The sequence below is a fragment of the Pelagibius sp. genome, assembly GCF_965227505.1.
In the GTDB taxonomy this organism is placed as follows: Bacteria; Pseudomonadota; Alphaproteobacteria; order Kiloniellales; family Kiloniellaceae; genus Pelagibius.
In genome coordinates this window covers 664388-687048 of record NZ_OZ245757.1, presented here as the reverse complement: position 1 = coordinate 687048, position 22661 = coordinate 664388, and the positions used below count along the sequence as shown (strand labels likewise).

Annotated in this window: 18 protein-coding genes; 5 read left to right on the top strand and 13 right to left on the bottom strand. The window is 64.0% G+C overall.

Features of this window, described 5'->3' with window-relative positions; translation table 11 throughout:
• Positions 1–3 precede the first annotated feature (3 nt).
• Complete coding sequence (locus ACO06P_RS03280; RefSeq protein ID WP_420348579.1) at positions 4–1581, top strand: TRAP transporter large permease; 1578 nt, start codon at positions 4–6, stop codon at positions 1579–1581.
• A 124-nt stretch (positions 1582–1705) separates the two neighbouring features.
• On the opposite strand, the gene ACO06P_RS03275 is transcribed toward ACO06P_RS03280, so the two are convergent.
• The 6 genes from ACO06P_RS03275 to motA all read right to left on the bottom strand — a co-directional run bounded on the left by ACO06P_RS03275 (position 1706) and on the right by motA (position 8410).
• On the bottom strand, positions 1706–2698 hold the full coding sequence (locus tag ACO06P_RS03275) for a TRAP transporter substrate-binding protein (protein WP_420348578.1): 993 nt from the start codon (positions 2696–2698) through the stop codon (positions 1706–1708).
• Between the two features lie 265 nt (positions 2699–2963).
• Positions 2964–3758: an arginyltransferase gene (locus tag ACO06P_RS03270; RefSeq protein WP_420348577.1), complete on the bottom strand. Its 795-nt coding sequence runs from the start codon at positions 3756–3758 to the stop codon at positions 2964–2966.
• Between the two features lie 130 nt (positions 3759–3888).
• Positions 3889–4866, bottom strand: a complete 978-nt coding sequence (locus ACO06P_RS03265; protein WP_420348576.1) for an alpha-E domain-containing protein — start codon at positions 4864–4866, stop codon at positions 3889–3891.
• Positions 4859–6247 (bottom strand): circularly permuted type 2 ATP-grasp protein, encoded by a 1389-nt coding sequence (locus tag ACO06P_RS03260; RefSeq protein ID WP_420349691.1) that lies wholly within the window; start codon positions 6245–6247, stop codon positions 4859–4861. The genes ACO06P_RS03265 and ACO06P_RS03260 overlap by 8 nt, the downstream gene beginning before the upstream one ends.
• Before the next feature lie 278 nt (positions 6248–6525).
• Positions 6526–7527 carry a flagellar motor protein MotB gene (locus ACO06P_RS03255; RefSeq protein WP_420348575.1) on the bottom strand — a complete coding sequence of 334 codons (1002 nt, stop codon included), beginning with the start codon at positions 7525–7527 and terminating at the stop codon, positions 6526–6528.
• A gap of 19 nt (positions 7528–7546) precedes the next feature.
• Positions 7547–8410: a flagellar motor stator protein MotA gene (gene motA, locus ACO06P_RS03250; RefSeq protein ID WP_420348574.1), complete on the bottom strand. Its 864-nt coding sequence runs from the start codon at positions 8408–8410 to the stop codon at positions 7547–7549.
• A gap of 184 nt (positions 8411–8594) precedes the next feature.
• Here motA and ACO06P_RS03245 point away from each other — a divergent pair, with 184 nt between their 5' ends.
• Positions 8595–9080, top strand: coding sequence for a flavin reductase family protein (locus tag ACO06P_RS03245; protein WP_420348573.1), 486 nt, complete (start codon positions 8595–8597; stop codon positions 9078–9080).
• 26 nt (positions 9081–9106) lie between these two features.
• On the opposite strand, the gene ACO06P_RS03240 is transcribed toward ACO06P_RS03245, so the two are convergent.
• From ACO06P_RS03240 to ACO06P_RS03225, 4 genes are all read right to left on the bottom strand, one after another.
• The gene (locus ACO06P_RS03240) at positions 9107–10279 is read right to left on the bottom strand and encodes a trans-sulfuration enzyme family protein (protein ID WP_420348572.1); all 1173 of its coding nucleotides are present in this window, start codon (positions 10277–10279) and stop codon (positions 9107–9109) included.
• A gap of 6 nt (positions 10280–10285) precedes the next feature.
• The gene (locus ACO06P_RS03235) at positions 10286–11668 is read right to left on the bottom strand and encodes a pyridoxal-phosphate dependent enzyme (protein ID WP_420348571.1); all 1383 of its coding nucleotides are present in this window, start codon (positions 11666–11668) and stop codon (positions 10286–10288) included.
• Between the two features lie 179 nt (positions 11669–11847).
• Positions 11848–13074 carry a threonine ammonia-lyase gene (locus tag ACO06P_RS03230; RefSeq protein WP_420348570.1) on the bottom strand — a complete coding sequence of 409 codons (1227 nt, stop codon included), beginning with the start codon at positions 13072–13074 and terminating at the stop codon, positions 11848–11850.
• A 99-nt stretch (positions 13075–13173) separates the two neighbouring features.
• Entirely contained in the window at positions 13174–15552 is a 2379-nt protein-coding gene (locus tag ACO06P_RS03225; protein ID WP_420348569.1) for a penicillin acylase family protein, read from the bottom strand.
• A gap of 591 nt (positions 15553–16143) precedes the next feature.
• Here ACO06P_RS03225 and ftsH point away from each other — a divergent pair.
• From ftsH to ACO06P_RS03210, 3 genes are all read left to right on the top strand, one after another.
• A complete protein-coding gene (gene ftsH / locus ACO06P_RS03220; protein WP_420349690.1) occupies positions 16144–17997 on the top strand; it encodes an ATP-dependent zinc metalloprotease FtsH in 1854 nt (617 codons plus the stop codon).
• A gap of 89 nt (positions 17998–18086) precedes the next feature.
• Complete coding sequence (locus ACO06P_RS03215) at positions 18087–18941, top strand: alpha/beta fold hydrolase (RefSeq protein WP_420348568.1); 855 nt, start codon at positions 18087–18089, stop codon at positions 18939–18941.
• Entirely contained in the window at positions 18920–19984 is a 1065-nt protein-coding gene (locus ACO06P_RS03210) for a YheT family hydrolase (RefSeq protein WP_420348567.1), read from the top strand. The genes ACO06P_RS03215 and ACO06P_RS03210 overlap by 22 nt, the downstream gene beginning before the upstream one ends.
• 84 nt (positions 19985–20068) lie before the next feature.
• Here ACO06P_RS03210 and ACO06P_RS03205 read toward each other — a convergent pair whose 3' ends face one another.
• From ACO06P_RS03205 to ACO06P_RS03195, 3 genes are all read right to left on the bottom strand, one after another.
• Positions 20069–20734 (bottom strand): peroxiredoxin, encoded by a 666-nt coding sequence (locus ACO06P_RS03205; RefSeq protein ID WP_420348566.1) that lies wholly within the window; start codon positions 20732–20734, stop codon positions 20069–20071.
• A gap of 125 nt (positions 20735–20859) precedes the next feature.
• The gene (hemB, locus tag ACO06P_RS03200; protein ID WP_420348565.1) at positions 20860–21933 is read right to left on the bottom strand and encodes a porphobilinogen synthase; all 1074 of its coding nucleotides are present in this window, start codon (positions 21931–21933) and stop codon (positions 20860–20862) included.
• Between the two features lie 59 nt (positions 21934–21992).
• Positions 21993–22586 (bottom strand): cysteine hydrolase family protein, encoded by a 594-nt coding sequence (locus ACO06P_RS03195; protein ID WP_420348564.1) that lies wholly within the window; start codon positions 22584–22586, stop codon positions 21993–21995.
• Positions 22587–22661 lie beyond the last annotated feature (75 nt).

The window sequence follows — 22661 nt, the reverse complement described above, 5'->3', positions numbered from 1 at the left end:
GCCATGGATCCCGTGCTGCTTGGGGAGATTCTCTCCCTTGTGATGTTTGCGACGGCCTGTGGCGTGCTTCTGCTCGGCTTCCCGGTCGCCTTCACGCTCGCCGGCGTCGCCCTGGCGTTTGCCTTCCTGGGCTATGGCCTTGGCATCTTCGACATGCGGCTGCTGGGCGGCCTGGCGTCGCGCTACTTCGGCGTCATGACCAACGAACTGCTGGTCGCCGTTCCGCTCTTCGTTTTCATGGGCGTGATGCTCGAGCGGTCGCGGATCGCCGAGCAACTTCTGGAGACGATGGGCCTGATGTTCGGCCGTCTGCGGGGCGGGCTCGGGCTCTCGGTGATCTTTGTCGGCATGCTGCTCGCGGCATCGACCGGCATTGTCGGCGCCACCGTCGTCACGATGGGGCTCCTTTCGCTGCCGTCGATGCTGAAGGCAGGCTACGACCCGAAGATTGCCTGCGGTACCATCTGTGCATCCGGCACCCTGGGCCAGATCATTCCGCCCTCCATCGTGCTGGTGCTCCTGGGTGACATTCTTCAGGGTGCCAACACCGAAGCGCAGCTCGCCCTCGGGAACTTTGCACCGGACCCGGTTTCTGTTGTCGACCTCTTCGCTGGTGCGTTCCTGCCGGGCATGATGCTGGTCGGGCTCTACATGCTCTGGATCCTGTTTTCGGCCTGGCGCCGTCCGGATGCCTGTCCGCCGCTGCAGCGTTCGGCGGACGACACCGAGCCTATGGGCCCCCGGGTCCTCCGGGTTCTGGTGCCGCCGGCATCGCTGATCGTCCTGGTCTTGGGGTCGATCCTGCTGGGCGTCGCCACGCCGACGGAGGCGGCCGCCATGGGCTGCATCGGCGCGCTTCTGCTGGCCGGCAGGGCGGCCTTCGAGGAGCGGTCCGGAGCGATCTATCTGGCGGCCTTCTGTCTTGTCGCGCTGGTTCCCCTGTCGACGATCTTCGATCTGCGTATGCAGCGCGAGACCGTGCCCTTCACGGACCTGGCCGCTGCCATCGTTGCCGGGGCCTGCATCCTCGCCCTTGCGTTCGGCCTCGCCGTTTCCCTTTCGCGGGTCTATCGCAACGGCATCCTGATCGACGTGATGCGGACCACGGTCAAGATTTCCGCCATGGTCTTCGTGATCCTGCTGGGGGCTTCGGTGTTCAGCCTGGTGTTCCGCGGCCTGGGTGGCGAAGAGATCGTCTCCGACGTTCTCAATGCGCTTCCGGGTGGTGTCTTCGGGGCCGTGGTAGTGGTCATGGCCCTGATGTTCGTGATGGGGTTCTTTCTCGACTTCATCGAGATCGTCTTCGTGGTCGTCCCCATCGTCGGACCCATACTGCTGACGATGGGGCTCGATCCGATTTGGCTTGGCGTGATGATCGCCGTGAACCTGCAGACATCGTTTTTGACGCCGCCTTTCGGCTTCGCGCTCTTTTATCTGCGCGGGGTTGCGCCGGCCATCATCACGACGATGGACATCTATCGGGGGGTGCTGCCCTTCGTGATGATCCAGATCCTGGGTCTCATCCTGATCGCCGCGGTGCCCACAATGGCGACCTGGCTTCCGAGTGTTTTGTTCGACTGATCAAGGACAGAAGATGCTCCTGAACTGCAGGGAGCATCCATAGAAAAAGGCCGGCGGGGTGACCCGCCGGCCTCTTTTTTTGTGCCCGAGTTTCGGAGCACTGTTGCTTGTTACCGCACCGCGTTCAGCCGGCCCATTGGAAGGGCAGGCCGCGTGCATTGTAGAAGGCCTGCTCCGACACCTTTGCGTAGGCGATGGCCTGCTTGCGGAAGGCAATGATGGAGTCCATGACCTCGCGGCTCAAGGGGTCGGCGGAAGCGAGATCGCCGATAACGGTCCCGGACAGCGTTCCCAGGGCATTCAGCACGTCGTCGGGGAAGCGCTTCAGGTCGACGCCATGCTCGTTCACCAGCGTGTTGAGGGCGCCGTTGTTCTTGGCAACGAACTCGTTCAACACGTAGGTGTTCGCGTAGGCGTTGGCGGCTTCGACGACGGCCTTGAGGTCGTCGGAGAGCGCCTCCCAGGCCTCCAGGCCGATGAAGTTGTCCAGCAGGGTCGCCGGCTCGTGCCACCCCGGGTAGTAGTAGAACTGGGCGCTCTTGTAGAGGCCGAAGGCAAGGTCGTTATAGGGACCGACCCACTCTGTCGCGTCGATGGCGCCCGACTGCAGCGCAGGAGGGATCTCGCCGCCGGGAAGGTTGACCACGTTGCCGCCGGCCGCCTTCACCACTTCGCCGCCCAGGCCCGGGATACGCATTTTCAGGCCTTTGTAGTCTTCCAGCGAGTTGATTTCCTTGTTGAACCAACCGCCGGCCTGCACGCCGGTGTTGCCTGAAGCGAAGAACTTGCAGCCGAGTTCTCTGTAGATCTTGTCGGCCAGTTCCTGGCCGCCGCCGAACTGAAGCCAGGCGTTCTGCTCCTGTGCGTTCAGGCCAAAGGGGATAGAGGCGATGAACTGGCTCGCCGAGACCTTGCCCTTCCAGTAGTAGGGCGCGCCATGACCCATCTCGATGGTCCCGTTGGCGACCGCGTCCATGGTCTCAAACGGAGGAACGATCTCGCCGCCGCCATAGACCTCGACGGTGAGCTTGCCGCCGGAGGCTTGCCCGATGAACTCTGCCAGCTTGTTGGCACCGGTGCCGAGGCCGGGAAAGTTCTTGGGCCAGGTTGTTTGCATACGCCATTTCATCAGGCCCTGGGAAATCGCAGGGGCTGGAAAGCTGGATGCGGCGATGGCGCCGGTCGCCGCCGCAGTGGTTACAGCACGCCTCATAAACTGACGACGTTTCATATCGGTCCTCCCCGATGTCAGAGGTAACTGCCAAGTATGGTGTACGGGTAATTCGACCTACCCTGTCATTTGTGCCGCGAGAATAGGCGCGGGGGCCCGGCGACGCAACCAGAGGGATGGTGGCGGCGGGGGCAGAAATCCGGGCAAGAGGTCAGGTTGTCGGCATGGCCAGGGGGCGGTCGGCGCCGGGGCGGAGCAGGGGGCGCCAGACCCCCGATACCAGCCCTTCCAGAGGCTGGAATCTGGTCTTGTATGCCATCTTACGACTGTGCTCGATCCAGTAGCCGAGGTAGACATGCCGCGCCCCGGCTGCAGCCGCTGCGTCAATAAGCCACAGAACGACAAACGTCCCGAGCGAGCGGCGGGCGGCGCCGGGCTCGAAGAAGCTGTAGACGGCCGAGGGGCCGTCCGAGAGCCAGTCCAGAAGGCAGACGCCGACGAGCCGGCCATCCCGGTCGCGGAACTCCGCAAGCCGGGTATCGACGTCGCTGGACTCGACCATGGAAGCGTACTCCTCGGGCATCATGCCCGCCATTTCCCCGTCGCCGTGACGCGAGCGGATGTAGCGGTTGAACAGTTCGAACTGTTCCCGGGTGGCGCGATTGGGCACCGAGGCAATGGAGAGGTCGGCATTGGAACGTGCGATCCGCCGCAGCGATTTGCTGGGCTGAAACTGCTCGACCACGACGCGGACCGGCACGCAGGCGTCACAGGTTGCACAGGCCGGGCGGTAGGCAAAACGATGGCTGCGCCGAAAGCCGCCGTGGCTCAGCTGGGTATAGATCGATCGTGCCTGCGGGCCACTGATCTCCGTCAGCAGCTTGCGCTCCATGCGGTCCGGTAAATAGGGACAGGGCGAAGGCTCCAGCACGAAGAAGTCCTGGAGGGGGCCAAAGGCGCCTTCTTCGCTGGCGACCTCGACGCTGTTCGGACGATCCTGTCTCATCGGCTCAGGTAGCTATGTCCCTCGGATCGAAGCCTTGTTCTCGACCGGGCGGATGCCGTGGCAGCGCTCCCACGGCTCCCCTGCCCATTTATGGGGGCGCCGGCAGGACGTCAAGTAAGCAGGCGTCAAGTCATTGGGCGGCATCGCTCAACTCCTCCGCCGCATAGCCAAAGAAGGCCGCGCCCAACTCCGTGTGGGTTCGGATCAGCTTGATCTGAACCCAGTCGACAAACTCATGCAGGCCCTTGGTGATCACCTCGTCGATGGTGGTGTCGTCCAGCACAGCGCAGAGCTCGTCCAACTCTTCAAGGGCCCGGCTGCCGCGGCGGAGTCTGTAGTTGGACCGAAGTTCCGACAAGCGCCTATCGACCTGGCGGATGCAGGAGGCGACGGAGCGCGGGAACTGTGCATGGAACAGCAGAAAACCGGCCACCGCCGACTGGCTGAGCCCGCTGGGGTAAACCCGCCGGAAAGCGTGATAGCCCGCCGCAGACCGCAGGACGGCGTTCCATTGGCTCACATCGAAGGGTGACCCCACGGCCTCATGGTTGGGAAGCAGAAGGTGGTACTTCACGTCCAGCAGCCGCGTGGTCTGATCGGCTCTCTCCAGGCAGCGTCCGATCTGATAGAAAAACCATCCTTCGTCCCGATAGAAAGTGCCCTCGGTGATGCCGGTGTGGGTCTGGCAGGCTTCCTTGACCGTATTGCAGAAACGGGCGAGGCGCGGCTCGGTGAGGTCACCCGGCTTGTAGCCCTTCAACGTGTTGTAGAAGATGTTCAACTGTATCCACATTTCGGTGGAGATCAGCGGGCGCAGGGTGCGGGCATTGGCGCGCGCGGCGTTGACCCCGGATATGATGGAGGTCGGGTTGGTCTGATCGAGAGTGTAGAAGTACAGCACGCTGTCGGCGTCTGCCCTCTCGTGGTTTTCAAAGAACAGCTCTTCGTCCCTGTAGAGCTGAAGGATCGACTGCCAGTTCTGCCAACCGCGGGAGTCTCGGCTGAAGGTCTCGTTGACATCGAGGATCCGGGCGAGGTTCTCGGCCCTCTCGATGTAGCGGGCCATCCAGTAGATGGCTTCCGCGTAGCGACTGAGAAGTCTACTCAAGGACCCAGGTATCCTTTGATCCTCCGCCCTGGGAGGAGTTGACGATGATTGAGCCCTTCGTCAGCGCAACGCGGGAAAGTCCCCCCGGCAAGACCCAGGTCGAACGGCCGGTCACGGCGAAGGGTCTGAGATCGACATGGCGGGCACCGACGCCTTCGTCAGTGACCGTTGGGCAGACCGAAAGGTTGACCATCGGCTGGGCGATGTAGTTCGCGGGATCGGCCATAACGTCGGCCCGGCACTTCTCCAGTTCCGCCTTGCTTGCGAGCGGGCCGACGGTGATCCCATAGCCCCCGGCTTCCCCGACCGGTTTGACCACCAGCTTCTCGAGGTTGTCGAGGGTGTAGGCCAGGCCCTCCGCTTCCCGGCAAATGTGGGTTTCCACGTTCGACAGGATCGCATCCTCATCCAGATAATAGCGAATGATCCGTGGCATATAGGCATAGACCGCTTTGTCGTCGGCAACACCTGTGCCGATCGCATTCGCCAGTGTCACCGTGCCTTTGCGATAGGCGCGCATGAGCCCCGCCGCTCCGAGCACGCTGTCCGGGTTGAAAGCCTCCGGATCAAGGAAGTCATCGCCGATACGCCGATAGATGACATGGACGGGGTGCAGCCCGTCGATGCTCTTCATGAAGACATGATCGTTGTCCACGACGAGGTCGCTTCCCTCGACCAGGGGTACGCCCATCTCCCGCGCCAGGAAGATGTGCTCGAAGTAGGCCGAGTTATAGGTTCCCGGAGACAGCAGGACGACCTGGGGCGAGGCAACATCCTTGGGTGCGACCTCGACCAGCGCGTCATGCAGCTTCTGTCCGTAGTTGGACACCGGCCGTATACCGATGTTGGCCATGAGATCGGGAAAGCTGCGCTGCATGAGGTGGCGGTTCTCGACCACATAGGAAACCCCGGAGGGGCAGCGTGCGTTGTCCTCGAGAACGACGAAGCGCCCATCGTCGCCGCGCACGAGGTCCGTCCCGTTGATGTGCACGTAGGTGCCGAGAGGAACATCGATCCCACACATCTCCGCGCAGTAGTTGGGATTGCCCAGAACGAGTTCGCGCGGAATGGTCCCGTCCTTGAGAATCTTCTGGTCGTGGTAGATGTCCCAGAGGAAGAGATTGATCGCCTTGACCCGCTGCACGACGCCGGCGTTGATCGTTTCCCAGTCGTCGGCGGAGATGACTCGCGGGATGACGTCGAACGGCAGTATGCGGTCGATCGCGTCCTTTTGGGTGTAGACCGTGAAGGTTATTCCGAAGCTGTAGAGTTCCAGCTCCGCGTCCCGGGCGCGGCCGCGCAGCTCTCCGAGGTCAAGGGCCTGCAGGCGGTCGCGGATGCGCTGGGTGTGCTCCGCGGTTCGTTCGGGGCTGCCCAGCATCTCGCAGAAGAACCCTTCCGGGCTGTAGGCGGTCAGTGGGCCGGATTGCAGCCTCTCCGTGCCTTCCAAATTGATGACTCCCTGCTCATTCCCGCCGCCGTGGCGGCAGATGATCCCGGCTTTCCTGGATCGGCTTGTTTTGGGGAATTATTGCAGGGAAACCGAAGCGGAGGCCAGCCTTCAATCGCATCGCACGTGAAAGCTGCGGATTTGCTGTGTCCTGGGTGGTGAACCGAGACCTTGCGGCGTGCAGGATCGGGCGTGGCGGACAAGCCGCCCTAGCCGTCTGACTCGTAGACCGGCACGTCGCCGCCCGGCGCCTGGCGCAGCAGGATGATCGAGATCCGGCGGTTGCGGGGGGAGAAGGGGTCTTCCTTGATAAAGGGCTCTTGGTCCGCGCGCCCCACCACCGAGGCGATCCGGCCCGCCGGCAGGCCTGCCGCGATCAGGGCGCGCCGGCTGGAATTGGCGCGGTCGGTCGAGAGCTCCCAGTTGGAGTAGCCGTTGTCCGCGGCATAGGGGGTTGCATCCGTGTGGCCCTTGATGGCGACCGGGTTTTCCAACTGATCGATGGCGTTGGTGACAAGGGCGAGAAGGCGCTGCGTGTGCGGATACATTTCAGCTGACCCGGAGGCGAACATGGATCGGCCTTCCTGGTCGATGATCTGGATGCGCAGCCCCTCCGGGGTCTGATCGACAACGAGGTTCTTCGCGAAGTCGGCCAGGTCCGGGACGGCTTCAATCGCCTGGCGCAGTTCCGTCTCGGCGGCCTCGAAACGCTCGCGTTCCAGTTCCTGGGCGAGCTGGTCAGCCTCGTTGAGGTCGCCCGACCGGTTCGCGTCGGCGGGGTCGCCCGCGCGTTGCTGGCCTTCGCCGGCCTTGCTGCCGTCGGTCGGGTCCTCAACCGGGTCTTCGCGCAGTTCGCCCTCGTCCTGGCTGGCGCCGGGCAGGGAAACGGTGACGCCGACCGGGGAGGTATCGTTCGCAAGCGCGCCCTCCGAAGTCAGAGTCCGCCCGCCCAGGACACCGTCGGATCCGCTGGCGCTCTGCGACACGCTCTCCGGCGCGAAGGCCGTGACCGGCGTGAAGTACTCGGCAATTCCACGCTTTTGCTCTTCCGTCGTCGCGTTCAGCAGCCACAGCAGCAGGAAAAAGGCCATCATCGCGGTCACGAAATCGGCATAGGCGACCTTCCAGGCGCCGCCGTGATGTCCGCCGCCGCCCTTCTTGATCTTCTTGACGATAATGACTGGTTGTTCGTCGTTCGCGCCCGCTGCCATTGCGGCTTACTCCCTCGTCTTAGCTGACCGGGGGAAGGGCGCCCACCGCTTCCTCGACTTCGTAGAACGTCGGGCGGTCGTGGCCAACGAGGGCTTTGCGGGCGAACTCGACCGAGACCGCCGGAGCCGAACCATGCATATGCGCCAGCAGCGCCGCCTTGATGCAGTGGAGGAACTTGATCTCGGCGTCGTAGACGGACTGTGCCTTGGATGCGATGGGCCCGACGAAGCCATAGGAGACCCAGACACCGAGGAAGGTTCCGACAAGGGCGCCGCCGATCAGCTTACCAAGGATCTCCGGAGGCTCCGTGATCGAGCCCATGGTCTTGATCACACCCAGGACCGCAGCGACGATACCGAGCGCCGGCATGCCATCGGCCATGGTCTGGATGGCATGGGCAACTTCGGAGTGCTCGTGGTGGACCAGCTCGATCTCCTCATCCATCAACGCTTCCATCTCGTGCGGGTTGTCCGACCCCAGCGTCAGCATGCGCAGATAATCGCAGATGAAGGTGATCGCCGTGTCGTTCGCGAGAATGCCGGGAAACTGCTGGAAGAGGGCTGAGTCCTGAGGGTTCTCGATGTGCTGCTCCAACCCCAGGTTGCCCTTTGTCTTGGCGACCTTCAGGAGCTGGTAGAGAAGCTGAAGCAGTTCCAGGTAGTGTTCCTTCTTGAACTGCGCACCCTTAAGGGTCTTGCCGAAGGCGCCGCCGGTGGATTTGATCACACTGGCGGGATTGGAAATGATGTAGGCGCCGATCGCCGAGCCGACGATGATTACGACCTCGAAGGGCTGCCACAGGACGCCGAGCTTGCCGCCCATAGCCATATAGCCACCGAGCGTGCAGCCGATGACCATCAATATGCCGACGATAAGCCCCATAGAGCCCCAATCCCTGAAACAAGGCCTGCACAGAAAGAGGCTTTGAAGTTCGCGGATTTGAGTTAATAAGTAGTTTAGTTTGCCCCCGGAAGCGCCTGAAATGGCTGAATTGCGGTGGCTTTTTGGTTTTGGATCGCATTAATATCCCGCCGCCAGCCTGGCTCGTGTTTTACCGGATGCTGAAATGACCTTTGATTCCCTTGCCTTCCGCAAGGCGATGGGCACCTTTGCCACGGGCGTGACGGTCGTGACGACCCGCGATGCCGAGGGGCAGAACTGCGGGGTGACCGTCAACTCCTTCGCTTCCGTCTCGCTGGAGCCGCCGCTGGTCCTGTTCTGCCTTGATCGGGAAGCGATGAGTTTTGGCGCCTTCACCGGTGCCGACCGCTTCGCCATCAACTTTCTGGCAGCGGAGCAGCATCACCTCTCAATTCGTTTTTCTGTTTCCGCCACCGACAAGTGGGATGGCGTCGCCTATGATTCCTGGGCCGACGACCTGCCGATGCTCAAGGGCTGCCTGGCCAACCTCGGGTGCCGCCGGGAGGCGGTCTACGACGGCGGCGACCACGTCATCATCGTAGGCTATGTCGAGGATCTGCGTATCAGCGAAACGCGGGAACCCTTGGTCTACTATCAGAGCGGATATCGCGCGATCGGCCCAAGTCTCTGATCAATCGGCTGGCGCCGGGCGCCCGCTCAGGCCAGAGCGTTCTGCAGGTCCGCGAGTAGATCGTCTTCCCCCTCGATACCGACGGAGAGACGCACGAGGCCATCGCTGATTCCCAGTTCGGCGCGAATGCTTTCGGGGATCGAGGCGTGGGTCATGATCGCCGGATGCTCGATCAGACTCTCGACGCCGCCGAGGCTCTCGGCCAGGGCAAAGAGCTCGACGCGCTCCAGAAACCGCCGTGCCGTGTCCAGGCCGCCTTTGAGGACCGCGGTGACCATGCCGCCCGGCGCATCCATCTGCTGCTGCGCCAGATCGTACTGCGAATGAGAGTGCAGGCCCGGATAGTAAACCCGCTCCACCTTCGGATGGGCTTCCAGGTACTCGGCAACCGCCTGGGCGTTGCTGCAGTGCCGCTCCATGCGTAGGGCGAGGGTCTTGAGACCCCGCAGCGCCAGGAAGCTGTCAAAGGGTCCCTGGACGGCGCCAACGGCGTTCTGGAGAAAGGCCAGCTTCTCCGCGAGTTCCGGGTTTTCTCCGACGACCAGCACCCCGCCGACCATATCGGAATGGCCGTTCAGGTATTTTGTTGCCGAGTGCATGACCAGATCGAAGCCCAGTTCCAGCGGCCGCTGGACCCAGGGCGACGCGAAGGTATTGTCGCAGGCGCAGATCAGGCCGTGCTTCTTCGCAATGGCGGCCACAGCCTCCAGATCGACCAGCTTCAAAAGGGGATTGGTCGGGGTCTCGACCCAGACCATCTTCGTCTCCGGCCGGATCGCAGCCTCCAGGTCTTCGGTCTTCGTCAGGTCGACGAAGGAGAAGGAAAGCCCCGCGGAGCTCTTGCGCACGTTCTCGAACAGCCTGTAGCTGCCGCCGTAGAGGTCGTCCATGGCGACGATGTGACTGCCGCTCTCCAGACTGTCGAGCGTGGTGGCGATCGCGGAGAGGCCGGACGCGAAGGCAAAGCCCTGCTGTCCGCTTTCCAGATCAGCGATGCAGCGCTCGTAGGCCATGCGTGTCGGGTTTTGCGAGCGGCTGTACTCGTAGCCCTTATGGACGCCGGGACTCTCCTGGACGTAGGTGGAGGTGGCGTAGATCGGCGGCATGATAGCGCCCGTCGTGGGGTCGGGCGATTGCCCTGCGTGGATAACGCGGGTCGCAAAGGCCGGGCGGTTGCGGCTTCGTGAGGAGTCTGGCATGGCGGGTCACTTCATCCGGCGGCGCAGGTGGTTAAGCAGATCAATCCGCGTGATAAGGCCCAGGAACGTTCCGCCATCGAAGACGATGGCGACGTGATCCTGAGAGAAGATCGGCAAGAGCGCGTCGATCGGCTGGTCGGCACTGACGGTCTCCAGCTTCGCGGTCATCGCGCTGGAAACGGGGTCTTTGAAGCGCTCGTCATGGCCGAACACCCGCAACAGGATGTCGCTCTCGTCGATGATGCCGGCGACGCCGCCGTGTTCATCCAAGACCGGCAACTGCGAGATGTCGTAGAGCTTCATGCGTCCATAGGCGACAAGCAGGTTGTCCGCCGGGGCCACGGTGACTGTCCCGTGTTCGTCATGGCGCCGGCTGATCAGATCGCGGAGATCACCCTTCTGCGGCCGCTCGATGAAGCCCTGGTCGACCATCCAGTAATCGTTGAACATCTTGGAAAGGTATTTGTTGCCGCTGTCGCAGACGAAGGTCACGACCCGCTTCGGCTCGCTCTGCTCCCGGCAGTAGCGCAGAGCGGCGGAAATCAGCGTTCCGGAGGAGGAGCCGGCGAGGATCCCCTCGACCCGCAGCAGGTCGCGGGCTGTTGCCAGCGACTCACTGTCCGGGATGACATAGGCCTTCTTCACGTCTGAAAGATCGCAGTTGTCGGGCAGAAAGTCCTCGCCGATGCCTTCGACGATCCAGCTCCCGACTTCCTCGCTCAGGACCCCGGTCTTAACGTAGTCGGCCAGAACGGAGCCCTCGGGGTCCGCCAGCACCATCTCCACTTTGTTGGACACGGAGGCGAAAAAGCGGGAAAGGCCGGTGATCGTTCCGCCGGAGCCGACGCCACAGACCATGGCGTCTAGGTCGTGCCCCATCTGCTCCCAGATCTCCGGCCCCGTTGTGGTCTGGTGCGCGAGCGGATTTGCAGGGTTGGAGAACTGATTGACATAGAAAGCGCCGGTTTCCTTGGAGATGCGCTCGGCCATGTCCTGATAGTATTCCGGATGACCCTTGCCCACGTCTGACCGGGTCAGCATGACGTCGACCCCCAGGGCGCGCAGGTGGAAGATCTTCTCCTGCGCCATCTTATCGGGCACGATCAGGGTCAAGTGATAGCCTTTTTGGGCGGCCACCAGGGCCAGACCCAGCCCGGTATTGCCGGCGGTGGCTTCGATCAGCCGTCCCCCGGGCTTCAGGGTACCGTCCCGTTCCGCCGCTTCGATCATCGACTTCCCGATGCGATCCTTGATCGAGCCGCCGGGGTTTTCGCTTTCAAGCTTCAGGAACAGGCGGCAGGGGCCCGTGTCGGTCTTAGTCACCTCGATCATGGGCGTGTTGCCGATACGCTCCATGACACCGTGAAAGACAGCGCCGCTTTCGGCCATTCTCGGATCCTCCCAGGTTGGACAGCGACGACGAGGGACGCAGCGTCCTTATCCCCTAAGGGATAAGGCGGTTGCCCGCAAGGCCCGCTGTTTGGCGGAGGCGGGTTTTCGACCGGCAAGCCGCGTGGAAGCAACGGGGATGCCACTGGGATGCCACTGGGATGCCACGGAGAAGGAGGTCAGAGCGTTCCCTGCTGTGACAGGTCGGACAGAATGCGAACCGGGAATCCGTGCTCTTTGAGGCGCGCGACGACCTCTTCGATGTGCTGGGCGTTCCTGGTTTCCAGAACCACGTCCACCTCCGCCTGCTTGGCGGGCACATCGTAAAACAGCCTTTGGTGATAGACTTCGATGATGTTGCCGCCGGTCTTGGCGATAATGCTCGCGATGCGGGCCAGAACACCCGGCTGGTCGATAATGCCGATGCGCAGGCGGGCGACCCGTCCGTCGCGGATCAGGCCGCGGGTCAGAATGCTGGAAAGCAGCTTCAGATCGATGTTGCCGCCGCAGATCACACAGGCGACCTTGCGCCCTGCGAAACGCTCGGGCTCTGCGAGAATAGCAGCGACGCCCGCAGCGCCGGCGCCTTCCACCACCAGCTTCTGCTCTTCGGCCAGCCGGTGAATGGCCGCCTCGATCATGTTTTCCGCCACAACGACGATATCGGCGACGAGCCTTTCGATGATGGCTTTTGTAAGCTTGCCGGGAACCTTCACCGCAATGCCGTCCGCGAGGGTGGAGCCGCCGGTCATGGTGGCGGTGCCCTGGAGGGCATCGCGCATGGAGGGGAAGAACTCGCTTTCCACGCCGACCATTTCGATGGCGGGATTGGCGTGCTTTGCGACGGTGGCGATGCCCGACATCAGCCCGCCGCCGCCGATGGGCACCACGATGGTCTCGACGTCCGGGCAGTCCTCCAGAATCTCCAGGCCCGTAGTCCCTTGGCCGGCGATGACGTCTTCGTCGTCAAATGGGTGGACGAAGGTCAGGCCTTCGTCTTCGGCGATCCGGTAGGCCGCGTGCGCAGAGGCATCCAGGGTATCGCCGGTCAGAACCACGCGTGCCCCAAAGGCCCGGGTTCTCTCGACCTTGGAGAAGGGGGCGAACTCCGGCATCACGATGGTGGCCGGCATGCCGAGGCGGCGGGCATGATAGGCGACCCCTTGCGCATGGTTCCCCGCCGACATCGCGATGACACCCCGCCTGGCCTCGTCCCCGGAAAGCTTGCTCAGGCGGATGTAGGCGCCGCGGTCCTTGAAGGAGCCGGTGTGCTGCAGGTTCTCAAGCTTCAGGAAGAGGTCGCATCCCAACTGCTCGGAAAGCCGGCTGGCCCGCACCAGTGGCGTCCGGATCACCTGGCCGCGCAGTTGCTCGGCGGCGCTGCGTATTGCTTCCACGGTCGTCATGGTCGTGCCCTCCCCGGATTCCGGCCTTGCCCTTCTGCTGGGCCCTTGCGGGCGCCGGGGCTTGTGCCGGCAATGACTGTCGCCGCTGATCTTACGGTCCTATTGTGACCCCGGCCGCAGCATTAACTGTTCCGCAACCGCCCAGGTTTCGGGGGCCAGCGACACCGTAAGGCCATCGCGCCAGCGCTCGGAAAGGCTGCCGTAGAAGCGAGAGAACGGACTGCCCGACTGGCCCGTGGCGATCATGAAGCGGGACCGGTCGAGATCCCCCAGATCATAGACCGCGCGAAAGCCGGCTCCGTGAACGTTCTCGAAGAGGGTTTCCGGAGCGCCCCCGAGGCGCGGTGACGCGCGGTTGATCGTGTCGCTGCCGCCGTCCGTTTCCACACGTTTGGTCAGCAAATCGCCAATCACCGGGATCCGGCTGAGCACGGGGTGGCGGAAGCGGGCGACATGGGCCTCTCCCCAGCGCCAGCTCGTCATATCGCTGCCGAAACGGTCTGACAGCAGGTCGAGGGCGCGATCCAAGGCCACAGCGATCTGGTCGTCGCAGCTCTCGACGGCTTCCGTCGTCACGTCATCGCACCACGGGCTGTCGTCGCTGATGAGCCGCTCCACGGTGTAGAGGCCGCCCTCGACGAAGTCGCGATAGTCGCTGCCCAGCTCGTCCGCCAGGATCTCCCGGGTCAGTGCCCAGATCCAGGCCTGCACGATCAGTGGCTCCGGCGCGTTCCGGTGCATGCGCAGGTCCCAGGACCGGATCATGGTGAGCGCCTCGCGCGCACGCTGGTTCCCGGGTTCCATGGCAAGCAGACGCGGCAGGACCTGTTTCATGCCACTGGCAACGATGTCCTGCTGCAGGATGACAGAGTCTCCGACCGAGTGAGTTCCACCGGCCACGTTGAGCGCCGCCTCGATCCGCTCGGCGCGGTAAGGCGCCGGCCAGTCGACCGCGATCAGGTGAGGATAGCTGTCCGGAACGATCTTGTTGTTCGCGTTAATCAGGACACCGCTGCGCGGATTGACGGAGACGGGAAGTTCCTCGAAGGGTATGAAGCCGATCCAGTCGAAGGCGCCGTCCCAGCCCGGAACCGGGTGCTGGCCGTTGCCGGCCCGGCGGATGGGAACACGCGCCGGCGCGATAAACGCAATGTTGCCGTCGACATCGGCGTAGAGAAAGTTCTGCTGTGGCGAATGAAACTGGCGCAGAGCGCTGCGAAAGGTCGCCCAGTCGCTCGCATGATTGATGCCGTAGAGGGCGTCGGCCGTGCGGTCGTCCTTGCGCAGCGCCGGCCAGGACAGGGCAAGCACAGCATCCGTGCCGGCCGAGCCGCTCGGAATGACGTCACTCATGACAGGGCCGTGGCGGGTCTCGCGGACGACGAGGCGCTGGGCATCGCCACCGCGCACGCGAATCACCTCGTCCCGGGTTTGGAAGGGAAGAGCTCCCTCGGGGGAGTCGTATCGGCTGGGGTCGTCAGCCGTCAGGCGCTGAATGAAGAAATCCTGCGTATCGCTGTGGGTGGTGGTCAGGCCCCAAGCAAGCCGCTCGTTATGACCGATGATCACAAAGGGCACGCCCGGTGAAGTCGCGCCGGCCAGCGTAAGGCCCGGCGCCTCAAGCCGGGCCAGCATCCAAACCCCTGGCGAGTCCAGGGAAAGGTGGGGATCGTTGGCCAGGATCGGCATGCCGCTGGTCGTCTGACTGCCTGAGACCGCCCAGGCATTGGATGCGCCGGTCGGCTCCAGCCAGGGCGGCAACAGATGTGAGAGCTGTTCGGCGACGGATTGATCCACCAGGCTGGCCCTGCCTTGCAGGGTCAGGGGGCCGTCCTCCGGGTAGCTCGGCCAGAGCGCCGCGATCTTGTCCGGGCTGAAGCGGCCAGCGAGCCGCGCACGGCTCAGTTCGGACCGCCAGTTGCCTGACAGGCGCAGCGCCATCACCCGGCCCCATAGCAGGGAATCGACGGCGCTCCAGGGTTCAGGCTCGTAGCGCAGGATCTGGAATTCCAGGGGCAGGGGCCCCGTCCGGTTTTCCAGGAAGGCGTTTACGCCCTCGGCGTAGGCGTCCAGGGCAGTACGCGTCTCCGGATCGAGGTGTTCCAGGTTCGCTTCGGCAACCCGCCGGAAGCCCAGCGTCCGGAAAAACCTGTCGTGGCGGATCGTTGCTTCGCCGACAACCTCGGAAAGCCGCCCGCTGGCCGTGCGGCGCATGAAGTCCATCTGCCAGAGGCGTTCCTGCGCGTGAACGAAGCCGAGGGCGCGGTAAAGATCCTGCTCGTTCTGTGCCCGTATCCGAACCAGCCCGTCACGGTCGCGCTCCACAGAGACCTCCGCGCCCAGGCCCGAGAGCAGGATTTCGCCCTCGGTCTGCGGCAGGGACCGGAACATCCAGAGGGTGGCCAGGACTGCGGCGAGCAAGACAACGCCAAGCAGGCCGCCAACGAAAACACCGATATACTTCAAAGATTTCCGCATCTCACCGCCAATGATTGCAGATCCATGACGTTCCGTTTTCCGGTTCCAAAGCAAATCCCCTGCGCGAACGTCGTGAAATCCGCTGGCGCCCGATTCACCCGGTCCAACGGGTAAGATATTCGTGCGAGGGGGGCAAGGCCATGGCTGCACGGGGATTCAAAAAGGTCATCGTCGCTGCTTTGGCCGGTAAGGACCCTTCGATCCTTGTGGTCTTGCTGGAAAACACCGTGGGAATGATGGGATCGATGGCTGGCGTCCCAAGGCTTCTCCTCAGGCAAACTGGTGGACGATCCAGAATTCGGACGGGTTCGTGTCCACGGTAATCGGTATCGTTCCGGCCGCTTGCCGAAGCGGTTCTCTGTTTACGAAACCAGGCCTCTATGAGTCCGAGGTGGCCATGAAACCACTGGGCTGTCCGGGAAACCAGTGGGCTCTCCAGGCGGCGCAGGATATCCTGGTGGCGGTCACGGCCGTCTGTGCGGCCGCGACGCCGCCATGCAGCGGGCCGGGCTTGACCTGGATCATTCAGCGGGTGGCAAATTATTGCTAAATCCTAATGAGTTAGGAATTTCAGTCGCATAGGAGGCGGGGCTGAAGGGAATCACCAAGTGGCTGCCGTTCCTGCTGATCGGTTTGCTGCTGCTCGGATACTTCATCAGTCTGCAGGGCCCGGTCCGCGAGACGGAGCGGACGACGGAGATTGCCTACAGCGAATTCAAGACCCTGCTGAAGGACCGCCGCGTCGGCGACATTGTGCTGGAGGGGCAGCGCGTCACCGCCAGCCTGCGCGACACACCGGGGGACGATTCCTCCGCTGAGGGGCGGGTGGTCACCACCCTCCCGGCGCTTCAGGACCCGGAACTCTTTGAACTGATCGAAGAAAGCGGGGCCGCCCTGGTGGTCCGGCCGGAGGAGGAGGAGCGAAGCAACTGGATCATCGGTCTGCTGCCCTGGCTCATCTTCCTGGGGCTGTATTTCTGGTTCTGGCAGCGTATGCAGAGCAATATCGTGGGGCGTTTCGGTGGGCGCGACCCTTCGGACTTCCTGACCGGCTCCGCCAAGAGGGAGACCAAGACGAGCCGTCGCATCACCTTCGAGGATGTCGCCGGACAGGACGCAGCGAAGCGCGAGGTCGGGGAACTCGTCGACTTTCTGAGAGATCCCGAGCGGTACCGCCGCCTGGGCGCGGAGCCGCCGCGCGGGGTCTTGCTGATGGGGCCGCCCGGCACCGGCAAGACGCTGCTCGCAAGGGCCCTGGCCGGCGAGGCGGGGGTCGCCTTCTATCATACCTCGGCCTCTGAATTCATCGAGATGTTCGTCGGCGTCGGGGCGTCGCGGGTGCGCAAGATGTTCGAGGAAGCCAAGCAGCGTGCACCGAGCATAATCTTCATCGACGAACTCGATGCGGTCGGCCGTGTGCGCGGCACGGGCCTGGGCGGCGGCAACGACGAGCGCGAGCAGACCTTGAACCAGATCCTCGCTGAGATGGATGGCTTCTCCGGCCATGAAGCGGTGATTGTCCTGGCCGCCACGAACCGCCCCGATGTGCTGGACCCGGCTTTGTTGAGGCCTGGCCGCTTCGACCGCCATGTCACCTTGGAACTGCCGGACCGCGACGCCCGCGAGGCGATCTTGCGCGTCCACACCCGCAAGGTGCCCTTGGCGCAGGATGTGGACCTCGGCACCGTGGCCGCGGCCACGCCGGGATTTTCGGGTGCGGATCTGAAGAACCTCGTAAACGAGGCGGCCATGGCGGCAGCCCGGGCAAACGACGCGGCCATCCACATGGGCCACTTCGAAGACATGCGTGACAAGGTGATGATGGGTACAGTGCGCAGCCTGGCGATTCGGCCGGACGAGCGGCACCGCCTGGCCGTCCACGAGGCCGGACACACGGTCGTCGCGCATTTCCTGCCCCAGGCGGACCCGCTCTACAAGGTGACCATCATTCCGCGCGGGCGTTCCCTGGGCGGCACGCACATGCTGCCGGAGGAAGAGCGTCACACCCTGCCTGTCGACTATCTGAAGGATCGTCTGGCCGTTCTCCTGGCCGGGCGCACCGCCGAGCAGGAGCTTCTGGGCAGCGTAAGCTCCGGCGCTGACGACGACATTCAGAAGGCCACCCAGATGGCGCGCGCGATGGTGGCGCGCTGGGGTATGTCGGAGGACATCGGGCCGGTCGACCTGCGTCAGAGCGACGAGCACCCCTTCCTGGGCCGTGAAATCGCCCAGCCGCGGCGTTTCAGCGAGACCACCGCACACGATGTCGATACTTCGGTCTCCAAGCTGCTGCAGGAGGCTGCAGGCCGCGCAGCCGAGGTGATCCGCGCCAACCGGCAAGGAATGGACAATCTGATCCGCCGCCTCGAAGAGCGCGAGAGCCTGGATGCCCAGGAGATCGAGGTCTGTCTCGGCGCCGCCGTCAATCGAGGCTCCGCGGCCTAGCGCGCCAACCGCAAGGCTCCGACGGTCCGCCGGTCTCAGCCCATTGGCCCTTGCGGCGCGCTCCGGCGCTTCCTATAGATGGCTGCGAGATGGAAGAACCCCGGGATGAATCGCTGCTCTGCCTGTCGAAGTCGGGCTTCCATCGGCTTGCCTATCGCGTCTACGGACCGGAGCATCCGCGGCCTGTCATCTGCGTCCATGGTCTGGGCCGCAACGCGCGGGATTTCGACAGTCTGGCGCAGAAGCTGGCGGCGGCGGGGCGGCGTGTTGTCTGCCCGGACGTCGTCGGACGCGGGCACAGTGCCTGGCTGGGCGATCCCGCGGACTACGGCTATCCGCAATACGTTTCCGACATGACCGCACTGATCGCGCGTCTTGATTGCGAAGCGGTCGACTGGGTCGGGACCTCCATGGGGGGGCTGATCGGCATGATGATCGCCGCCCTGCCGGGCAATCCGATCCGGCGGCTGGTCATGAACGACGTTGGTGCGTTCATTCCCAAGGCAGCGCTGCTGCGGATTCTCGACTACTTCGGGAAGGACCCTGAGTTTCCTGATCTTGCGGCCGCCGAGGCCTATCACCGCGACGTCTACAGCGGCTTCGGCGCCCTGAGCGACGACCAATGGCGTCATATGACTGAGACCTCGCTGCGGCAGGACGGAGCGGTGTTGCGTCTTCACTACGATCCGCGGATCGCCGAACCCCTGCAGGCCGCGGAAATCGAAGACATCGATCTCTGGCCCGTCTGGAGCACGGTCAGCGCGCCGGTCCTCTTGCTGCGCGGTGCGGACTCGGACCTGCTGCTGCGGGAGACCGCCGAGACCATGATGAAGGACCGGGCCGCGACCACCTTTATCGAGTTCCCGGGCTGCGGCCATGCTCCCGCCTTGCTGGACGACAGCCAGATCGATCCGCTGTGCCAATGGCTGACGAACGGGTCCTGAGCGACAGGGCGGGCCCCGGAGCGCGCGCCGGTTCCTCTTTGCAGCGAGAGGAGGCGCGGGCCTTCACGCCTTCCGGGTTTCGGCCGCGCCTGCCCTGGCTCGGTGGCGACCTTCAGACCCTGCGCAACTTTCTGCGCCGCCCGCCCGTCGATCTGGCGCCCTGGCCGGGCGAGCGTCTGGAACTGCCGATGCGCGACGGCAGCGGCGACCGCCTCGTGGCCTGCCTGCACCACCGCCGCGATGGAAATCGTGGCCTTGTCGTTCTCGTGCACGGGCTGACCGGTTGCGAGGACAGCTTCTACCTGCGGCTTTCCGCGCGCCATTGGCTGCGGAGCGGCTATGGCGTGCTGCGCCTCAATCTTCGTGGCGCCGGTCCTTCGCGTCCGCTCTGCCGGTCGCAGTACCACGCCGGGCGCAGTGCGGACCTGCGCGACGCCCTGCACGCACTGGCGGTCGTCAGCGGCAGGATCTTCGACCGTGGCGTCTACCTCATCGGCTACTCGCTCGGCGGCAACCTTCTGCTGCGCTTCCTGGCGGAGGAGGCGGGAGCTTTTCCGGTCGTGGCTGCGGCCAGCGTCTCGGCGCCGATCGATCTGAAGGCGGCGCAGCGCCGCATCATGGAGCCGCGCAATTGGGTCTATCATCGCTATCTGCTGGCACGGATGCGCGACGAGGCTCTGGCCGCACCCGTCAGCCGCAGCCCTGCGGAGAAGCGGACGATAGCCGGTGTGGCCAACGTCTACGACTTCGATGACCGCGTGGTGGCCCCGGCAAACGGTTTCGACGGAGCCGACGACTACTATGCGCGCTGTTCCGGCCTTCGCTTTCTGCCACAGATCGGAACGCCGACCTTGGTGATCCACGCGGAAGACGACCCCTGGATCCCCAATCTTGCCTATCGCCGGTTCGACTGGTCCGCCAACCCGTCGCTCGCGCTGGCCATGCCGGCCAAGGGCGGGCATGTCGGGTTTCACGGGGGCGAGCGAGACACCCCCTGGCACGACAGCGAGATCGCGCGTTTCTTCTCCTTTGTGACCGCTTAGAAGCGACTGCCTGGATCAAGTGCAACGGCCGGCGCCAAAAGGCGCCGGCCGTTTTTCATGCTTCTGCATCTTGCTCCGTGGCGGCTAGGAGGCGTCCGGCTGCTTCACCACGCGCAGGTAGGGCTTCACCTCCTGCCAGCCCTCCGGGAACAGCTCCTTGGCCTCCTCGTTCTTGACGGCAGGCACGATGATCACGTCCTCGCCCTGCTTCCAATTGACCGGGGTCGCCACCTTGTAGTCGGCCGTGAGCTGCAGGGAGTCGATGACCCGCAGCACCTCGTCGAAGTTGCGCCCCGTGCTCATCGGATAGGTGATCATCAGCTTCACCTTCTTGTCCGGGCCGATGACATAGACATTGCGCACCGTGGCGTTGTCGACGGCCGTACGGCCGGCCGCGCTGTCGCCGGCACCGGCCGGCAGCATGCCGTAAAGCTTCGAGACCGCGAGATCGGGATCCCCGATCATCGGATAGTTCGGGGCCGTGCCTTGCGTCTCGGCAATGTCGTCGGCCCAGCGCTTGTGATCCTCGACGGTGTCGACGCTGAGGCCGATGATCTTCACGTCGCGCTTCTCGAATTCGGGCTTCAGTTTCGCGACATAGCCGAGTTCGGTCGTGCAGACCGGTGTGAAATCCTTGGGGTGCGAGAACAGCACGGCCCAGCTCTCGCCGATCCAGTCGTGAAAGCTGATCTGCCCTTCCGTCGTGTCCGCGGTGAAGTCCGGTGCGGTGTCGCCCAATTGTAACGCCATGATCGTTTCCTCCGTTTGAGGGGACTGTCTATCGGTTAGGTAATCAAGATTCGCGAAAGCGCCAGTGCAATGCAGGCACTTCCTCAGGCAAAGAAGCGGCCCGGCCGGGCCGGCGGCAGGAGCTGCTAGTCCGCCTGCAGCAGACGTGCTGCCTCAGGCGCCGCGTAGGTCAGGATCGCATCGGCCCCCGCGCGCTTGAAGGCGAGCAGGCTTTCCATCACAGCCTTGTCGTTGTCCAGCCAGCCGTTCGCGGCGGCTGCCTTGATCATCGCGTACTCGCCGCTCACCTGATAGGCGGAGGTCGGCACGGCGAAGCGGTCCTTCACCCGCCGGATGATGTCCAGGTAAGGCATACCGGGCTTCACCATGATCATGTCGGCGCCTTCCTGCAGGTCCAACGCAACTTCCCGCAGGGCCTCGTCGCTGTTGGCTGGGTCCATCTGATAGGTCTTCTTGTCGCCGGCTAGGTTGGTCCCCGAGCCGACAGCGTCGCGGAACGGCCCGTAGAAGCAGCTGGCATACTTTGCAGCGTAGGCGATGATGGCGACATGGTTGAGCCCGGCCTCGTCGAGCGCAGTGCGCACGGCGCCGATCCGTCCGTCCATCATGTCGGACGGCGCGACGACGTCGCAGCCGGCCTGCGCCTGGATCAGAGCTTGCTGGCAAAGAACCTCGATCGACTGATCGTTCAGAACCTCGCCGCCCCGCACCAGGCCATCGTGACCATCGGCGTTGTAGGGGTCCAGCGCCACGTCGCAGATCACCCCGACCTCCGGGAAGGCCTGCTTGATCTGGCGCACGGCGCGGCAGATCAGATTGTTTGGGTTGACCGCCTCCTCGCAATCTGAGGTTTTCAGCGCCTGTTCGGTGTAGGGGAACAGGGCGACGGCGCCCAACCCGAGGTCGCTGCCTTTACCGATCGTGTCGACAAGGCAATCCAGGCCGACGCGATCGACGCCGGGCATTGATGCCACCGGCTTGCGTCCGTTCTCGTCGTGGACGAAGACCGGCCAGATCAGGTCGTCCACCGTGAGGCGGTTCTCCGCCACCATCCGTCGGATCCAGCCCGCGCGGCGGTTGCGCCGCAGACGGATCTGCGGATAGGCGCCCAGGCTCTCCGGTGCGCGCGCCGGTGCCGCCTGCTCCTGTTCCGGAACGGCGCGAAGGGAAGGCGTTTCTTTCTTGGAAAGGTCGGTCATTGCGTTCTCTGGGCCCCGGATTCCTTCGGTTTTGCGCGCAAACTGCGGCGACCCCCAGTTTAGGCCGGCGCGCCATCGGCAACAAGCGTCTGCAGCGCAGCCAGAAAAGGCTCCGTGCGGACGACACTGGCATACTCTCCATTCAACTGGGCCAGACTGAGCGCGTGGACGTCCTCCGCAGACCAAAGGCGCCCATCGAGGTCGGTCAGGTCGATACTGGCGGTCGCGTCCTCGACGAGCCAGGTCCGGAAGCCCAGGTTTCCGGCCATGCGGACCGTCGCATCGACGGAGTTGTGCAGCAGGACACCGGCAATCACCACCTCGCCGATGCCAAAGCCGCGCAGGGTGGCCTCCAGGCCGGTGTCGATGAAGGCGTTGTTGGTGCGTTTCTGGACCACGATTTCGCCGGGACCCGGCGCCAGCAGGTCTTTGAAGTCGCAGCCCGGCTGCGCGGGCCGGTAGGGGGAGTCCGGTTCTGTGGACAGGTGCTGGACATGAAGGACCGGTCTTCCTGCAGCGCGCCAGGCCTCGAGCAGTCTGGCCGCGTTGCCCTCGGCGTCAGGGTTGTTGCGGCGCTCCCATCTGGAGTCGTCGATGGCCTTTTGGAAGTCGACGATGATGAGGGCGGCGTTTTCTGCGATCTTATAGGACATGGTTGTGTTGGTCTCGTTCGGCTGCTGCCCGGGGGCGTTGGGTGCGGCCGGACCCTCGCCGTCCGGCCGCACCAA

Bases quoted from the DNA above. Each gene is read 5' to 3' on its own strand.
- ACO06P_RS03195 (WP_420348564.1), bottom strand. From the start codon at position 22,586: ATGTCCTATAAGATCGCAGAAAACGCCGCCCTCATCATCGTCGACTTC.
- ACO06P_RS03275 (WP_420348578.1), bottom strand. From the start codon at position 2,698: ATGCAAACAACCTGGCCCAAGAACTTTCCCGGCCTCGGCACCGGTGCC.
- ACO06P_RS03245 (WP_420348573.1), top strand. From the start codon at position 8,595: ATGACCTTTGATTCCCTTGCCTTCCGCAAGGCGATGGGCACCTTTGCC.
- ACO06P_RS03225 (WP_420348569.1), bottom strand. From the start codon at position 15,552: ATGCGGAAATCTTTGAAGTATATCGGTGTTTTCGTTGGCGGCCTGCTT.
- ACO06P_RS03215 (WP_420348568.1), top strand. From the start codon at position 18,087: ATGGAAGAACCCCGGGATGAATCGCTGCTCTGCCTGTCGAAGTCGGGC.
- ACO06P_RS03230 (WP_420348570.1), bottom strand. From the start codon at position 13,074: ATGACGACCGTGGAAGCAATACGCAGCGCCGCCGAGCAACTGCGCGGC.
- ACO06P_RS03240 (WP_420348572.1), bottom strand. From the start codon at position 10,279: ATGCCAGACTCCTCACGAAGCCGCAACCGCCCGGCCTTTGCGACCCGC.
- motA (WP_420348574.1), bottom strand. From the start codon at position 8,410: ATGGGGCTTATCGTCGGCATATTGATGGTCATCGGCTGCACGCTCGGT.
- hemB (WP_420348565.1), bottom strand. From the start codon at position 21,933: ATGACCGACCTTTCCAAGAAAGAAACGCCTTCCCTTCGCGCCGTTCCG.
- ACO06P_RS03270 (WP_420348577.1), bottom strand. From the start codon at position 3,758: ATGAGACAGGATCGTCCGAACAGCGTCGAGGTCGCCAGCGAAGAAGGC.
- ACO06P_RS03210 (WP_420348567.1), top strand. From the start codon at position 18,920: ATGGCTGACGAACGGGTCCTGAGCGACAGGGCGGGCCCCGGAGCGCGC.
- ACO06P_RS03205 (WP_420348566.1), bottom strand. From the start codon at position 20,734: ATGGCGTTACAATTGGGCGACACCGCACCGGACTTCACCGCGGACACG.
- ACO06P_RS03260 (WP_420349691.1), bottom strand. From the start codon at position 6,247: ATGCTGGGCAGCCCCGAACGAACCGCGGAGCACACCCAGCGCATCCGC.
- ACO06P_RS03235 (WP_420348571.1), bottom strand. From the start codon at position 11,668: ATGGCCGAAAGCGGCGCTGTCTTTCACGGTGTCATGGAGCGTATCGGC.
- ACO06P_RS03280 (WP_420348579.1), top strand. From the start codon at position 4: ATGGATCCCGTGCTGCTTGGGGAGATTCTCTCCCTTGTGATGTTTGCG.
- ACO06P_RS03255 (WP_420348575.1), bottom strand. From the start codon at position 7,527: ATGGCAGCGGGCGCGAACGACGAACAACCAGTCATTATCGTCAAGAAG.